The organism is Maribacter halichondriae (assembly GCF_027474825.1).
In the GTDB taxonomy this organism is placed as follows: Bacteria; Bacteroidota; Bacteroidia; order Flavobacteriales; family Flavobacteriaceae; genus Meishania; species Meishania halichondriae.
Window position 1 is genome coordinate 4,127,464 of record NZ_CP107030.1, and the last position, 15,959, is coordinate 4,143,422.

Below are 15,959 nucleotides of genomic sequence, written 5' to 3' on the forward strand. Positions count from 1 at the left end.
TCTAATTCCTAATTTCAGGTATTATAAACTAAATACTGGAGAGGGAAGGGTGAACTAGCCAAGCGGCCGAGTCAAGACTCATCTTTCGTATTAGTCCCTTCCCTCTTTCATGTCGCAGATCCAATTAGAATTTCAGGCGGGAAGGCCTAGTAAAGGTATTAGAAAACGACACGTTCCAGTATCCAATACATATCAATTATGAAAATACGATTTTTCATTGGCATAGATATCTCTGCCAGAACCTTGGACTTTTGCATAATGGTAGATGGTAAGGCCATTGAATACCATTGTATCGGGAATACCAAGAAGGAACTGAAAAAGCTTTTCAGGAAGTTCGTATCCAACGGCATGACCCAGCACAACTCATGGATATGTGCCGAACATACCGGTTCCTATGGCTATAGGCTAAGACTTTTCTTGGAAGAAACAGGATATCGATATTCGATGGTCCCTGCTATAGAGGTAAAAAAATCCACGGCACTGAGCAGAGGGAAGAACGATAAGGTAGATTCAAAACGAATCGCCGAATACGCCTTTAGGTTCCAGGACAAATTAAAAGAGTCAAGATTGCCGGAGAAGTATTTGATCCGATTGAAGAACCTTTTCAAATACAGGCAACAAAGAGTAAGGAATTCGACCAGATTGAAGAACCAGATCAAACAGCTTGAGACCCAATGGGAATGCGGCCCTCGTGATTATATGCTGGTAAATGCCAAAATGGAGCAAGAACAATGTGGAAAGGTGATCAAGGAAGTGGATCGACAAATACGGGAACTTATAAATAGTGTTGAAAAAGCCAAGAGAAATCATGAACTTGTCCGATCGGTGCTCGGGGACGGGCCAATGACCGCATGCTATCTGCTGATCTGTACGGACAATTTCGAACTCTTCGATGACACTAGGAAGTTTGCCTCTTTCGCCGGTCTTGCACCATTCGAGAATCGTTCGGGTTCCAGTATCAAAGGGCGGACCAGGACGAGCAAATTAAGGGACAGACAGATAAAGGCATTGTTGAAGCGGGGTCAATTCGGTAATCTCGGGAAAAAATGAATTCGGGAAATACTACCGAAGGAAACTAGATGAGGGAAAACATAAAAACTCGGTAAAAAACGCAATTGCGTTCAAGATTATGACCAGGGCCTTTGCCGTGGTCAAAAGGGGAAGTCCATATGTTGAAATATATTCAGGAAATTTTTGAAGATAAATTTGGTAATCAATAAACCTTAGAATACGAAACGTTGCAAGAAGTGGAAGTAATAGGGGAGCAGGCCACTACCAATTCAGACCTGAACAAAAAGTCATTCGCACTTGACAACAATATAGCCCAATCGGGCGGTTCGGTTTTGGATGCCATGAAAACACTACCGGGCGTGACCTTTGACCAAGACGGGAAAGTAGTTTTACGCGGTAGTGATAAGGTGGTCGTACTTATCGATGGCAAACAAAGCAGTCTTACCGGTTTTGGCAATCAAAAGGGATTATCGAACATTCCTGCATCGAATATCGAAAAAATCGAGATTATCAACAATCCATCGGCCAAGTATGATGCCAATGGTTTTGCCGGTATCGTGAATATCTTCTACAAAAAGGAAAAACAAACCGGACTCAAAGGCGATGTCGGACTTTCATTCGGTTTGGGAGCACTAGGAAAACGCAAAGAAGATACCTCGACCGATTTGGGGAGCTTTTCAGTAAACCCCAAATTGATTCCCAGTTTGAACCTAAATTATAAAAAGGAAAAAGTCAATTACTTTTTACAATCGGAATTCATTTTTCAGGAAGCCCTTCCCAATAACGAATTTACCACCCGAAATTATGATGATGGCCGAAATATCATTTCTCAAGTACCCGAAAATAGGAAGCAGTTTCGGTCCATAATCAATGGTGGCATCGACTATGAACTCGATGATAACAACAGCTTTACCTTTTCAGGACTTTACGACCGAGAAAAGCACATCGATACCGCACAAGTCGCCTTTATCGATTTGAACAGTGCGACCAGAAACCGCTTGTACACCTGGCAAGAAGAAGAGGTAACCCGGTATATCAATGGGACGGTAAACTTCGGCATAAATTTCAAGAAGCCGGACATACCTTGAGCGCCAATGCACAATATACACAAGGTTTGGAAGATGAGACCTACTTACTGAACGATAGTTCCGCGGTCCAAGTGGGACGGGATAAAACCAACATTCGTGCCATTGAAAATACCACCAGTTTGTCTACGGATTATGTACGTCCTTTACAATCCGGACGTTTGGAATTGGGTGCAAAAATGCGAGTGCGAAGACTTCCGGTCGACAATACGATTTCGCCGGGAAACCAATCCATCATTTATCCCGATCTGGGTACGTTTTCTGATTGGGGTGAAAATTTGTATGCGGGCTATATCAACTATCTTTTGGAAAAAGAGAAATACGATATCGAAGCAGGGCTCCGCGCAGAACAAACCAATGTGTTTTATGATGTAGACCCTGCGAACGGATATTATCCTGAAAATGATAAGTACGATTATTTCGAACTCTTCCCAAGCGTTCGTTTGACCTATAAGATAAAGGATAACAATAAATTCTCGATTTTCTATAACCGCCGTATCGACCGCCCGGGAGAGCCCGAACTACGAGTTTTTCCGAAGTATGATGACCCCGAGCTTTTAAAAGTCGGTAATCCGTATTTGCGACCCCAATTTACCGATGCGTTCGAACTGGCGCATAAATATTCGTGGGAGGGCGGCTCATTTTTCACGGCCGTTTATCACCGAATGATACAAGACCAATACATGCGTATTTTCAGTTTTGATGATTCCAATCCCGATTATGATATTGTAAACCGTATCTATCAAAATACGGGCAGTGCCACCAATACAGGTGTTGAGCTCTTGGCAAGTCAAGATATTTTGAATACTTGGAAAGTATCCGGTAACTTCAATTGGTTTTCCAATCAGATTAATGCCTACCAGGGTATTTTATTATTTCCGTTTGAACGGACATTCACCATTCAGGAATCCACCGCCAACGCGTGGACTGGAAAAATAACCTCGGGATTGGAATTGCCAAAAAATTTTACCATACAACTGACATGCGTTTACTATTCCAAAAAGAACGTTCCCCAAGGGGAGGAGCTGGCTCGGTCATCGATAGACTTCGGACTCAAAAAGGCCTTCTGGTCCAAAAAGGCGGAACTAACATTATCGGCCAGCGATATTTTCAACAAATTCGGAATACGCCAAAGGGTAACCAATGAGGGGTTCTCGGCATTGTATGAAAATTATTTTGAGACCCAGATTTTCAGATTGGGGTTTCGGTATAAGTTATAGGCGAGACGATAGATCTGTCTCTCCCATACTAAAGTTTCTTATATACAAAGGCCACCGCTTTATCTCGCATCTAAAAAGCGTATGTGTGTGAAATGTTCCATATACCTCTATAAGACTGGTATTAAGCTAAAATACTCTCATGCCCTGAGTCCTTGGCAAATAAACAGGTACTTTTCGTTTTAGCCGACATTTCTTTTATAAAATCAAATTTAAGATCCTCATCCATTCCAAAAATATTCAGGTCTGCAGAAGGTGCATTATTTATGACCGAATAGAAATCGCCAATATGCACTTCGGTTAGCGTTTCAGGTAAACGCGCAAGATTAATCAATAAACTCAAAAATTCCTTGGCCTCGTCTTCTTCATTGGGGTCTTTTATGACTGTAATCAGTCTAATTCGCGCTCCCCAGTTCATTTTAAGTTTGTAGGCCACGAGAATGGAAAGGTCCAGGTTTCCTATATCCCAGCCCAAATCCCATTTGGTTTTCCGATCACTTACCCAGACATTGATGATATTACGTTGACCTAGTAATGCGGACGGATGCACCAAATACAAAAGCACACCTATTTCCAATCGAATGGATTCTTTGATCACGGGACGTAATTCGGTTTCATAATTATCGTGATCCTGTAAATTCAAGAAGACAATATTGGGTCTGAAAAAAGCACCCTGAAGCGCTTGACTTCCGTAATTGATTCCCTTGGCAAATTCTTCCGTGTGGATGACCGATGTTGATGAAAAAACCCCCTTTTGCCGAAACGATTCGGAAATGGACTCTAATTCTTGCGCCAGTGTACTGGTTTCGGAAAATGGCTCGATACCTAATAATTTGATGGAACCTTTAGGCTTGGCTATATTTCTTAAAAATTCAAAAGTTCCCTTTAACCCATTTACATCCCTGACGGGAACCATTAAATTTGCCTTCCAGGCACGCTGTTGCATTTTTTTCATGCCCCAAGTATGTTTGGCCGCCCATTCTGCAAACGAAACAAATAGGCCTGAACGTACATCTTCAAAAGGTGTTTCCAGATTTTGTCGTGATAGGTACCAGTACACCATCAAAACAATCATGATCGATACCAGACTAACGGTAGGGTTGATAATGAACATGGCAAAGACCGATGATACCAGTCCGAACCAAGGTACCCACCTGTGAATTTTGAAAACAGGCCGGTAACTGATCAATCCGAGGTTTTGTTCGATGATGACCACAATATTGATCATAGCGTAGGTAATTAAAAAGAAAAGTGTCACCAAAGGGGCTACGGCATTTAAATTCCGTAATAGTAGCGTCGCGAATATCAGTATTCCGGTGACCAACATGGCGTTTCTCGGTTGGCCATTGGCACTTTTTCCCCCTAAAAAATCGGAGAAGGGAAGTACCTTGTGTTCCCCCATGGCAAATAAAATACGAGACGATCCCACAATGGATGCCAAGGCCGAGGAAAAGGTTGCCCCAAGTATTCCAGCAAGTATGAGCGGTCCTATGTAGGCCTTTTCTACCATGATATAATAATTACCAACCAGTTCTGCTTCCGTGGCACTTCTGGAAATCAAAAAGCAAGCACCATATAAATAAAAAAACTGACCCCGATTGCCCAGAGGGTTCCGATAGGAATGCTACGTTTCGGATATTTCAATTCGCCGGACATATTGGCACCGGCCATAATACCTGTGGCGGCCGGAAAGAAGACGGCAAAAACGACCCAAAAACTACTGCCACTAAATCCATTCTCGATAGACCCTTTAAAGGTCCCCCAACTTAAGGCATCGCTTGTGGGTATGGTCATTGAGCCTTCGTAGGCGGCAATAACGATGGATATCATGGACAGCACAATGATACCCATGATGAAAAACTGTGTTTTGATTGCGAGATTAGCACTTATGTAGGCAATCGAGAGGAGCAAACCAAAAACGATCACATCTACCAAGAAGGCATTGTGGTCGGGAAAAATTGCCAACCAACCTTCCCTGAAACCAAAAATATACATGGTGACCGCCAAGCCTTGCGAAATGTATCTGGGTATCCCCAAACTCCCGCCAACCTCCAGACCCAAAGCCTGGGATACAATGGCATAGGCACCCCCGGCACCTATGCGAATATTCGTCGTTATGGCCGACATGGAAAGTGCCGTACACAGGGTAATCAAAAAAGAAATGATAATAATCAACCACGCCCCTAAGAGTCCGGCGTTACCAACCACCCAACCCAAGCGTAAATACATGATGACCCCCAATATGGTCAATAAGGTCGGTGTAAAGACACCTCCAAAGGTTCCAAATTTTTTAAGGGTAGTTGCTTCTTTCTCCATTAGTCAGAATGGACTGATTTTGAGTATTAAAGTAGTAATTAAATGGTCGGGTTTCTTTCTAAATTCTATATAAAATCACTTTTATGCCTGAAGAGGTGCATGAACTCCTTTAGAAAACAATAGACCTGTATGAGTAAACACTTATTATATGGGCCGACGGAGGGAGGGGAATGTAATGTGTTTTGAATGGGATTGCAATAAATAGGTCTTGAACCAAAAATAGAGTTTTTTGGACCAAATGATTAATTCGTTGATTTAATGATGCTGTAGTTTTGAAATATTAAACCTTAAAATAGATATCATGAGAACAATCAAATTAGTCTTAATCCTAGCGTTAATTACTATAAATTATGCGGTAGGTCAACAAAATCAAGTAGCAACAGAAAACAACAGCACTATGAAGACCTATGTAATCGAACGTATTATACCCGGCGCAGGAGCCTTAACAGCAGATCAATTGAAAGGAATCTCTCGAACATCATGTACTGTAATAAAAGAAATGGGGTCAAAAATTGAGTGGCAGCATAGTTACGTAACAGGTGATAAAGTATACTGTGTTTACAAAGCAGAAAATAAGGAATTGATAGAAGAACACGCAAAAAAAGGAGGTTTTCCAGCAAATTCTATAAGTGAGGTCACAACTAAAATTAGTCCGGCAACAGCCGAACAATAACATTTTCACAAGAAGCCATGAATTTTTAATGATGGCTTCTTGTTTTTTTGTTGTGTACCTTAACTAAAAATTAGTTTATGCCCATATATATGGATTTTCATGAGTTGCCAGATGGTGTTACCGCGGCACATGTTGCAGAAATGCATCAAGCAGATTTGAAAATTGAACATAAATATAATTGCCGTGGATTAACCTATTGGTGTGATGAAAGAAGACAAACCGCATTCTGTTTAATGGAAGCACCTAATGAACAAGCGGTCATTGCTTTGCATCAAAAAGCACATGGTGATGTACCGCTGAAAATTATTGAAGTAAATGAAACTATAGTAGAATCTTTTTTAGGTAGAATTGAGGATCCCGAGAAATCGAAAAACACACAGCTCAACATTATAAACGATCCAGCCTTCAGAACATTAATGGTTGTTACATTAATAAAGAAATCACTAAGAGAAACTGGATTTGAAACCTTAAAGGCAGCGATACGAGGATACAATAAATCGATAACCAATATTGTTAGCAATCATAAAGGACGTATCGTTAAAGAAAAATCAAATGCGTATCTAATGTCGTTCGATTCGGTAACAAATGCCATTCAAAGCGCGATTCAAATTCAAGAATTACATAATTGCGTGATTACACCTGACTTGGAATTTAAAATAGGAATAAGTGCTGGGGTTCCTGTAACCACCAAAGACAACATTTTTGAAGACACTATAAAAAAGGCCACTAATTTATCCTTCATCGCAAAAGAGAGGATATGCATATCAAATGAAGTTAAAGATTTGTATGAAAGTGAAAATCAAAATAATGCTATCCCCAAGGAAATTAACGCATTGAATATTCAAGACGAAAACTTTGTTGCTCGATTGATGGAATATACAGGAACTAACTGGTCGCATTCAAATTTGAATGTAAGGGACTTTCATAAAAATTTGGGTTACAGCAAATCGAAATTTTATCGAACGATGATGTCAATACTCGGAAAATCTCCAAATAGCTTTTTGAAGGATTATTGATTAAACGAAGCGCTACAGCTATTAGATTTACAAAATTCGAATATTTCTGAAATCGCCTATAAAACCGGATTTAGCAGCCCTGCTTACTTTTCAAAATGCTTTCAAGAGCGGTACGGTATGCTACCATCAAAATATAGTAAGCAAATAGCGTAATAAGGAGTTGTACGCTTTACTTCAAATACCAGGAATATAACAGAATCGGTCCGACGTATCGCTATTTGATACCAGCGCGCCGGTAGGCAGGGTTTTTTAGCATAGGTGGGAGAAGGTATGGCATATCGGCTGTAACTCAATTTAGAGCGTAAGTGGAGCATGGAATGGTATTTCACTACATATTTTACTTTATTACCCTTTTCATTGAATATTTTTTTTGGACTTTAATATGCCAAGCCCTTACCAAAAATAGCAGTCGTCGAATATAGTGATACGTCAAGAAATTTGTTCCTTTGCGGTTATGGAAACCAATGCCCAGCTATTTAAGCATATAGAACTTTTGATTGGTAGTATTGGGGTAATGCTAAGTCTTTTTTTTGCAAGCTTCCTCATCTTAACCCATAAGAAACAACCAAAAGCGAACCTTTTTTTGGCAATTTACCTGCTTGCGTTTAGCCTGCGGATCAGCAAGTCATTATTCTTCAATTATTTTCCTATCGATCCTGTAATCCGAAACATTTTCCTGGGCGTTTTATTAACCATCGGACCTTCTATCTGGTTTTATACAAAGTATCTCGCTAAACCGAGTATTTCGATCAAACGCTCTAAAATCTTAATCCATTATGTGCCGGCTTTGCTCTATATTCTGTTTTGTTGGGCCATACCCAATGATGGTTCTATCACCGCCCAGTTCTTCTACACCTTTCTGATTTTGCACATGGCTGTTTACATCGTGACTTCTCTAATTTGGTTGTTTAGGCAGACGAAAGCCGCGATAATAAATGAATCGATTAAAAAATGGCTGTATTACTTTCTAGGTGTGACGTTGTTTATGGTGATCATTTATTTTATGATCAGCAATAACATCATCCCATATTATTTAGGAACGGCCTTTTTGTTTTCGGTGGTCATTATTTTCTTTGGAATATGGGCGCTAAAAAATCCTTTCTTGTTTCAAATCAACCAAGAAAAGTATTCCAATTCTTCTTTAAGTTATGAAGAATCCGTTCGCACTGTTGAACAATTAGATACATTGATGGAAGGTGAGAAATTGTTTCTAGAGCCTGACTTAACAATTGCGAAGACAAGTGCTCGATTGGGAATTTCCCCCAAACAATTATCACAAGCGATCAATCAGGTTTATAAAAAGAACTATTCGCACTACATTGCCAAATATAGGGTAGCCGAGGCCAAAAGGCTTTTAGGTTTGGCTGAATATGCCAATTATAAGATTTCGGCCATCGCTTATGACAGTGGCTTTAACAGCATATCATCCTTTAATACCACTTTTAAGAAACTGACCCAAATTACAGCAATTGAATATCGTCAATCCCTTTTATCTTAAAAAGGCCTTGAAAGCTTCCTTTTGTGTGCCAGAATCCTGATTTTGGTAGGAAAGTACCTGTATTGACAGTATTCTTGTATCGATAAATTTTTATTGGTATGAAAAGAATATGGGTCTTGCTCGGGTTATTTTATTTAGGATGTACTCCTGTCAAAGAAAATGTTACCGTCGTTAATTTCCATCCGCAAAAGAAGATTGTTTTAGAAGGATTGAAACGTCCTTGGAGTGCTGCATTCCTGTCCAAAGATGTGGTATTGATTTCAGAGAAAGATGGAAACCTTTTAAAGGTCAACCTTACCACAAAGGAAAAAATAAAGATCAAGGGATTTCCTGCTGATCTGATGGACACCATTACAATCAATTCAAAAGCGTATGCCCCTGGCAGCTTCCCCAGAGATGCAGATGGTAAACAAATGAAATACAATGCAGGTATTTTTGACGTGGTACTGCATCCAGATTTTAAAACAAACAACACCCTTTACGTCTCCTATGTTTCTCAAAAAGGACAATTATCTACTACCAAAGTCATTCGTGCAGTGCTTGAAAAGGACTCATTGACACAGGTGCATGCTATCTTGGTGGCAGAACCGTATACCGAAGGCCTTTTTCATTATGGGGGCGGTATGACCTTTGGTGCAGATGGCAAACTTTATATCACGGTAGGTGAGCGGCTATTCTCAGAAGTCAATCAACCATCGATGCCCATCGCCCAAGATCTCGCAGACAAACGTGGGAAAATCTATAGATTGAATGCAGACGGTAGTATTCCTGATGACAATCCTGATTTTGGAAATGAGGCAGTCCCTGGACTCTACGCGCCAGGTATTCGAGCTTCCCAAGGCATCACATTGAACAAAAAAACTGGGGCAATATGGTTTACAGAGCACGGAACGAAACAAGGTGATGAAATTAATCTGTTGAAATCCGGAGCCAATTACGGTTGGCCGATTAAAACAACTGGAGGGTACCGAGGATTGGGTTATGAACCCCCTGCATTGGAAGATCGGGTATTTACTAATCCCAAATGGTATTGGTTACAAACGGTAGCGCCTACTGGTTTAACATTTTATACAGGAGACGAATTTCCCCAATGGAAAGACAATCTATTTATTTCAGGGCTCTCAAGAGGCAGTCTTTGGCGTGTTGTGCTAGAAGGCGAAACCATTACAAGTTTAGAAGAGCTCTTTGTAAATGATAGGGTACGTACGCGCAAGGTTGTTCAGAGTCCCGACGGAAAGCTCTATTTATTGACCGATGAAGCCGATGGCAAAATGATATTGATCGAGCGAAATAACAATCCCAAATTATAGAAACCGCCCTATCTGAAAGAAAATAACAATTTAAAATTATTCGTATCTAAAAATCAATAGTATGAAAAAGACACTCTTTGCTTTAACCATCTTACTTTCCTTTGCAGTAATGCAAAGTCAGCCCACTAATGAAGAACAAATTAGAGTTGCCCTGAATGACTATATTGATGGCAGTTCTTATAATAAGGTTGACCAGATACTAAAAGCTTTTGCAGATAACGCCACCTTGTACCTTACTAATAGGGAAGGGGAGTTCAAGAATTTCACACCACAAGAATACACTGGTTTTTTTAAAAATGGGGTTCCTGGCAAATTCAATGGCCGAGTGGGAAAAATACTTTCAATTGAAATAGATAAAGATATTGCAACGGCCAGGGCCGAAATCGTCATTGCAGAACGGGAATCTAAGTATATTGACCTATTTTTACTGAAGCATATTGATGGTAAAGGGTGGAAAATCATTAGTAAAACAGCAACTCAAGTTGACTACGGAGGCTATGTAGAAAGAGATAAAAAATTAGACAATTTCACGCTACAAAGACTACTAGTGTTGAATGATGCAGGCGACGTTTTAATGGAACAAGGTGACGTTTCAACGGAACAAGCCGAACCGACTTGGTATCCATTATCACTCTATAGTACAACCAGACAATCCATAACCGAGGCGATGGACAGTCTGGCCCTTTCCCATGGCATTAAAATATCCAAACCTGAACTGCGGGCCTATACCACCTATAAATTTTCCTATCACAATCAAGTTTCTTTTAGAAGTTATTACGTAGCCAAGTATGTAGCAGGTAGTTTAAATCCGCCAAAAGACGGAATTACCTTGAAATGGTTGCCGGTAGAAGAGGCTGTACCCCATATACCTGTTGAGGCAATCCGTTTAATAACCAAACAGGTATTGGAATTTCCTGAAAACGTGTGGGGCGGTTCATTTCTCATTTCAGAAAATGGCGAACAACATGATACGCTTGTTTTAGAAGATTTTTACCCACTCTTTGGCACAAAACTGTAATTGAACTCGTCTTGAGTTAAGGTTTGGAACCGAGCCTGTCTGTCGGAAGGGCATAAACGAAGGTTTTTGTAGGCTGATGAAGTCATTTTTTGAGCGCATAGCCATAGTGACCTCTTGTAATTTTTTTAAATTATAATTATTCAATTTCAGAAACCCCAGTCATTCGTAAGAGTGAAGTGTCATGAAACAATACCTTTTCACTCTCCGTATTGAGTTACACATCGGTTTCAATCATAGTGACTCCTTCCATCCATAAAGCCCTGAAAACCAATTAGACTCGTTTTTCGAAACCTTTCGTAATAAAAAACAAGTCGGTAATTGTGGTACCTTTGTAGTTGTGCCAGTACGTTGAATCACAACAGGCTAAAGCAACTACTAGGTTGAGCCAAGCGCATTAAAAAAGTGAATACAAGCTTGAGAAATGAGGAGCATCCCTTTGAAAATGTCACTAAAAAATTCGGTTACTTACTACGTAATACTAGCTTTCATAGGCCTTATGCTAATGGGTTGTTCGTCGACCAAAAAAATGAAGAAGCAAACAATCCTTTTGGGGTCGGATCAAACTACTACACACCCACAAAACGATAATGGCAATACCGTTACAGCTATACCTGATTATGATTTTGATGATCATGAATATATTAGCCTAAAACCAGTGCAAATAGCACCACACCTATCCAATATCAAAGATTCATTGACACAAACCGATACTAGTACGGTAGCAAACGATGTTACAGCACTGGTTAGTTTAGATAATATAAGTCCAGTGGCCGATAAGCTAGTAGAAATTTATCTCAACAGCGAAAATAAAGAGCCTAAAGGTCATTGTCTTTCAGTAAGTAAAGGTCGTTTTGAACAAGCGTATAAGCAGGTTCATGGTCATTCGCTGTATCAAGATTTACCGGATAGCATGGCCACAAAATTATTTACCCCCAAACAAGTGTTTAATTTGTTATACTCATCTGCATCAGAAACAGAACAGGGCTGGCGAAGTCTTCCAGAAAAATATAGGGGTAAGGGCAATGCCGGGGCTATTGCTTATGCCGGTATGGGTACCTTGGTTGATACATCAGCAATTTGGAGTGGTCAATTAAGACCTGGAGCACTCATGCAGGTTTGGCGATTTAAAGAAGACTATGAACAAGTGGTGCAAGGTGTAGATGTTAAAAAACTAGACCCTTACGGACACTCGTTCATTTTCATAAGCTATGTACGTAATGAAAAAAATGCAATTATCGGGCTTAAAATTGCCGACCAAGGTTTTCAAAGCTACAGACCTTTAGTACCTAGTGATTATGAAGTTTGGTGGGCAGTGAACCTTAGTATTTAGAAGGCCAATATGTAATACAACATTAATTTAACCTTTTTTATGTAATTTGTACTTATCTAACACGTTACGAACATAGAGGTTCATTACTAAATCTATACAAAACCCATGTTATTCTTTTCGCTACTACTTTCTTTAGGCTTTATAAACGAAATGCCGACCAAAATAGAAAAGGTGACAGACTATAGCTTTGTTGCTGAAAAACCTTTATCTACTGCAGAAACCAGGAGTTTTAACGAAGAGGTAATCTTATCGTTTACAACAGATTCAGATAGTATTGTAGCTTCCTATGCCAATACCAAAGTCGATGCAGATCAACTTCGTTTGCGTTTAAAAGAAGGCCTTCGACTGGGCACTATTTCTTTTGAAGCTATTAAAACAGCTTTTACCGATCAATTGGTGGACAAGATTATACCGCACTGGTACGGTACTCCTTGGAGTTTTGGAGGTCATACCGATATACCTAACCAAGGTAAAATTGCATGTGGTTATTTTATATCGACCACCTTGCGCGATATGGGTATAAATCTCAACCGATATACATTGGCTCAAAAATCACCAGTTGACGAGGCTAAAATGTTGAGTTGCGGTTCTGTAATTAACAAAGTTGTTCAAGATACACCAGAAAAAGCCATTGCGGCGATTGATCGCTTGACCGATGAGGGACTTTACTTTATTGGTTTTGACGAGGGGCATGTGGGCTATCTTTTAAAGCGTGACGGTGAATTATTTCTAATCCATTCCAACTATTTTTCTCCCGTCTCGGTTTGTATGGAAACGCTCGAGGATTCACGAGTTTTCAAGCGTTTTACTACATTTCATCTTGTAGCTATTTCACATAACGATACCCTGTTGCAACGGTGGTTAGACAATGGTGAAGTGTTGTAGTAAATAGCACCAAATTAAGGTATTTCTTTCTTAAAATTTCCTTCAATAAAGTAATGTAATCTTCATTCTTCACCAGATGGTGGATTCGGAAGACAAAGCACTTATTCTACGAGCCAACGGTAACGGGGCAATGCCTGCCTGCCACGCCTACGGCGGGTAAACCCGCAGGCAGGTGTGTGTAATGATTAATTTCAGTTAATTTCCAACAGAAAGACATTTTAATCATATGATGAGAATCAAGGATTATTTGAAAGACTTCCTAAAGACTAGGGTTTTTATTCACAGATTCAAAAGTGACTCATCCATAATTCATAAGCGTCCAGATAGAAGACGCTATTCAGGAATTTGGTCATTACAGAACACTTAAGGTTGGCCCTCATTATTCTTTGAAAAGGGTATCAATTTCTCGAATGGCTTAAAAAGAAATCCAAAATCATCTCACTCGCATTGATTTCCTTACTGACTACACCTACCAAGTTAGGAGAAAGATATTGTGCTCCGCTCGGCCATGTATGGCCACCGCCGATTACCCTGACCAAAACAACTTCTGTGCCTTGTTCACACCCTTTGTGCCCAGAAATTTCAACACTAGTTCCATCGGTTGGAATAGTATCTATAATAGGTTGAGTCTCGGAGGGATTTGCACATTGATTATGGTCTACGAATTTTTCAATTGATGCGGCTGTTGACAGCACTTCGCCTCGCATGCAATCAGGAACAAATGGACCAAGAATACAACCTCCATTATAGGGCACAAGAGGGTCTTCTTCGCCATTAACGATCATTATGGAGATCGGCAATTCAGGAACTTTTGACTGAATAGCCGTTGTTATTTGGGCGGTAACCGGTGCAATGGCGGTAATTTTATTTGAAAGGTCCATCGCCAAGCGTATGGACATTAATCCGCCATTTGAAATACCAGTTACATAAACCCGATTTGCATCCACACCATAATTCTGGATCATATCGTCTATAATGGCGGCTATGAATCCGACATCATCGTACATGCTGTCGTTACCAAAAATTTCTGGTCGTCCATCATTCCAACGTTTGTCAATTCCATTGGGCATTATAAGAATCATACCTCTTGACTCGGCCGCTGTTGTAAGTGTTCCGGCAGAAACGTCATCTTCGAAATTCGTTCCTGTTCCGCCGCCGCCATGTAAAGCGAATACCAAAGGGGTATCGTTAGATTCATCAAAATTAGAAGGCAAATACATGTGGTAGGTTCGTTCGACACCGTCATGTTGAATGGTTTTTGTATTGAATTCCCCTAATGTATCTGTGGGAGAATCGTCATCCTTTGAACAACTGTTCATCATAAATAGAAAAAGTGGAAGCATCATGAAAACCCAATTCCATTTCGGTTCGGTGCAAGGTCTGTTCAAATTATTCTCTGTGTTTTTCATGCTTTTTTTTATTTGTTTTTAAAGAAATTCCAAACCTCAGTCGCCATTTCAATATCTCCGTTCTGCTCCTTTACAATAGCTTTAAAGACATTGCTATATCTTTCAGAAATGCTAGGTTCGGTATGCCCGCCGCCAATTACCTCATAAAAGACCACTTCCGTGTTATTTGCACCGTTTATATATAGGTGCTTTTTTACAGTAGAGTTGTCGGAGGTATCCGTATCTGCCAAATCAGTTACCGTCGGGGTGGTGTCGGTTTGATTTCGGTTGACCCAATAATCGATGGTTTCTTGACCAGAAAAGACTTCTCCACGATTACTCGCCATTTCCCCACCATCATAAGGGTTTATGGGGTCTTCCGTACCGTTCATAAACAGCGCTGAAATTGGTAAGGTAGCATTTGTACATTGGGAATTAACAGGATTTGATGCAACAATAGCTGCAAAAGCGGTTAGCTTGTCGGGTATTTCTTGAGCCAATCGCATGGCCATATGACCACCATTCGAAGTGCCAACGGCAAAAACTTTTGATGCATCCGCTTGATGTTCGTTCAATACAAAATCGATTAGCTTGTCGATGAAAAGCACATCGTTCGCATCAGGATTACCGTTAGCATCATTGCGGCAGTCATTCCAACCGCGATGGTCACTTGAGCCATTGGTACCATCGGGTACGATCAGAATTACGTTTTCCTGAAGGGCGATGTTCTCCCAAACTTTGTATGGTGCTTTTACATTGGTGAAGCCCATTATCTCATCTTTGTTGCTTCGATTGCCATGCAATAAAATTACAATTGGGGCATTCGTGACATTTTCAGGCAGGTACATATGATAGTTTCTACTTGTACCAGAAACATCGATAGTCTGATTTTTATGCCAGCCCTGCTCGCCGGGCGAAAGTGGGTTTGAATCATCGTCTTTATGGCAACTTACTGTAAGAGCAATCAAGGCTAAGTAAAATAGCATGTTTTTCATGGCAATGTATATTGTGTTTTAAAACGTTTTTTACCTCAAATTATTCTTTCAAACAAATTTCATGAAGTATTGGCTCTTTGAAAAAAAAGAATGACGAAAGCACTTCGTTTGATGATGAAAACTTCTTAAAACTTTATCAACTAAAATGAAATGTTTACATTCAAACACCGTTCATGTATCGGTAAACAATGGTAATTGAAGATCTATGAGCTAAATT

14 protein-coding genes and 1 pseudogene are annotated in these 15,959 nt (G+C 40.1%); 11 read left to right on the forward strand and 4 right to left on the reverse strand.

The window, feature by feature from the left end; genetic code table 11:
- Positions 1–198 precede the first annotated feature (198 nt).
- The 3 genes from N8A86_RS19350 to N8A86_RS19360 all read left to right on the forward strand — a co-directional run bounded on the left by N8A86_RS19350 (position 199) and on the right by N8A86_RS19360 (position 3,316).
- A complete protein-coding gene (locus tag N8A86_RS19350) occupies positions 199–1,050 on the forward strand; it encodes an IS110 family transposase (protein ID WP_273566874.1) in 852 nt (283 codons plus the stop codon).
- 197 nt (positions 1,051–1,247) lie between these two features.
- Positions 1,248–2,099 (forward strand): TonB-dependent receptor plug domain-containing protein, encoded by an 852-nt coding sequence (locus N8A86_RS19355; protein ID WP_273569102.1) that lies wholly within the window; start codon positions 1,248–1,250, stop codon positions 2,097–2,099.
- Positions 2,096–3,316, forward strand: coding sequence for an outer membrane beta-barrel family protein (locus tag N8A86_RS19360; protein WP_273566875.1), 1,221 nt, complete (start codon positions 2,096–2,098; stop codon positions 3,314–3,316). Before N8A86_RS19355 ends, N8A86_RS19360 begins: the two co-directional genes overlap by 4 nt.
- A 121-nt stretch (positions 3,317–3,437) precedes the next feature.
- Here the strand turns inward: N8A86_RS19360 and N8A86_RS19365 are convergent, their stop codons facing one another.
- Together N8A86_RS19365 and N8A86_RS19370 are read right to left on the reverse strand one after the other, a co-directional pair.
- Positions 3,438–4,874, reverse strand: a complete 1,437-nt coding sequence (locus N8A86_RS19365) for an amino acid permease (protein WP_273566876.1) — start codon at positions 4,872–4,874, stop codon at positions 3,438–3,440.
- Positions 4,871–5,629 carry an APC family permease gene (locus N8A86_RS19370; protein WP_273566877.1) on the reverse strand — a complete coding sequence of 253 codons (759 nt, stop codon included), beginning with the start codon at positions 5,627–5,629 and terminating at the stop codon, positions 4,871–4,873. Before N8A86_RS19370 ends, N8A86_RS19365 begins: the two co-directional genes overlap by 4 nt.
- 301 nt (positions 5,630–5,930) lie before the next feature.
- Between N8A86_RS19370 and N8A86_RS19375 the strand changes: the two genes are divergently transcribed.
- The 8 genes and pseudogenes from N8A86_RS19375 to N8A86_RS19410 all read left to right on the forward strand — a co-directional run bounded on the left by N8A86_RS19375 (position 5,931) and on the right by N8A86_RS19410 (position 13,359).
- A complete protein-coding gene (locus N8A86_RS19375) occupies positions 5,931–6,302 on the forward strand; it encodes a DUF4242 domain-containing protein (RefSeq protein ID WP_273566878.1) in 372 nt (123 codons plus the stop codon).
- Between the two features lie 77 nt (positions 6,303–6,379).
- Positions 6,380–7,318, forward strand: a complete 939-nt coding sequence (locus N8A86_RS19380; RefSeq protein WP_273566879.1) for a nickel-binding protein — start codon at positions 6,380–6,382, stop codon at positions 7,316–7,318.
- A gap of 12 nt (positions 7,319–7,330) precedes the next feature.
- Positions 7,331–7,471: pseudogene (locus N8A86_RS19385) on the forward strand (helix-turn-helix domain-containing protein); the annotation flags it as partial.
- Positions 7,472–7,901: 430 nt separating this feature from the next.
- On the forward strand, positions 7,902–8,816 hold the full coding sequence (locus N8A86_RS19390) for a helix-turn-helix domain-containing protein (RefSeq protein WP_273566880.1): 915 nt from the start codon (positions 7,902–7,904) through the stop codon (positions 8,814–8,816).
- Positions 8,817–8,914: 98 nt separating this feature from the next.
- Complete coding sequence (locus N8A86_RS19395) at positions 8,915–10,126, forward strand: PQQ-dependent sugar dehydrogenase (protein ID WP_273566881.1); 1,212 nt, start codon at positions 8,915–8,917, stop codon at positions 10,124–10,126.
- A 61-nt stretch (positions 10,127–10,187) separates the two neighbouring features.
- A complete protein-coding gene (locus N8A86_RS19400; protein WP_273566882.1) occupies positions 10,188–11,144 on the forward strand; it encodes a nuclear transport factor 2 family protein in 957 nt (318 codons plus the stop codon).
- 526 nt (positions 11,145–11,670) lie between these two features.
- Positions 11,671–12,474 (forward strand): hypothetical protein, encoded by an 804-nt coding sequence (locus N8A86_RS19405; RefSeq protein ID WP_273566883.1) that lies wholly within the window; start codon positions 11,671–11,673, stop codon positions 12,472–12,474.
- Positions 12,475–12,579: 105 nt separating this feature from the next.
- The gene (locus N8A86_RS19410; protein ID WP_273566884.1) at positions 12,580–13,359 is read left to right on the forward strand and encodes a hypothetical protein; all 780 of its coding nucleotides are present in this window, start codon (positions 12,580–12,582) and stop codon (positions 13,357–13,359) included.
- Positions 13,360–13,757: 398 nt separating this feature from the next.
- Here the strand turns inward: N8A86_RS19410 and N8A86_RS19415 are convergent, their stop codons facing one another.
- Entirely contained in the window at positions 13,758–14,768 is a 1,011-nt protein-coding gene (locus N8A86_RS19415; protein ID WP_273566885.1) for a CE1 family esterase, read from the reverse strand.
- 8 nt (positions 14,769–14,776) lie between these two features.
- Positions 14,777–15,742: a CE1 family esterase gene (locus N8A86_RS19420; RefSeq protein WP_273566886.1), complete on the reverse strand. Its 966-nt coding sequence runs from the start codon at positions 15,740–15,742 to the stop codon at positions 14,777–14,779.
- Positions 15,743–15,959: the final 217 nt, after the last annotated feature.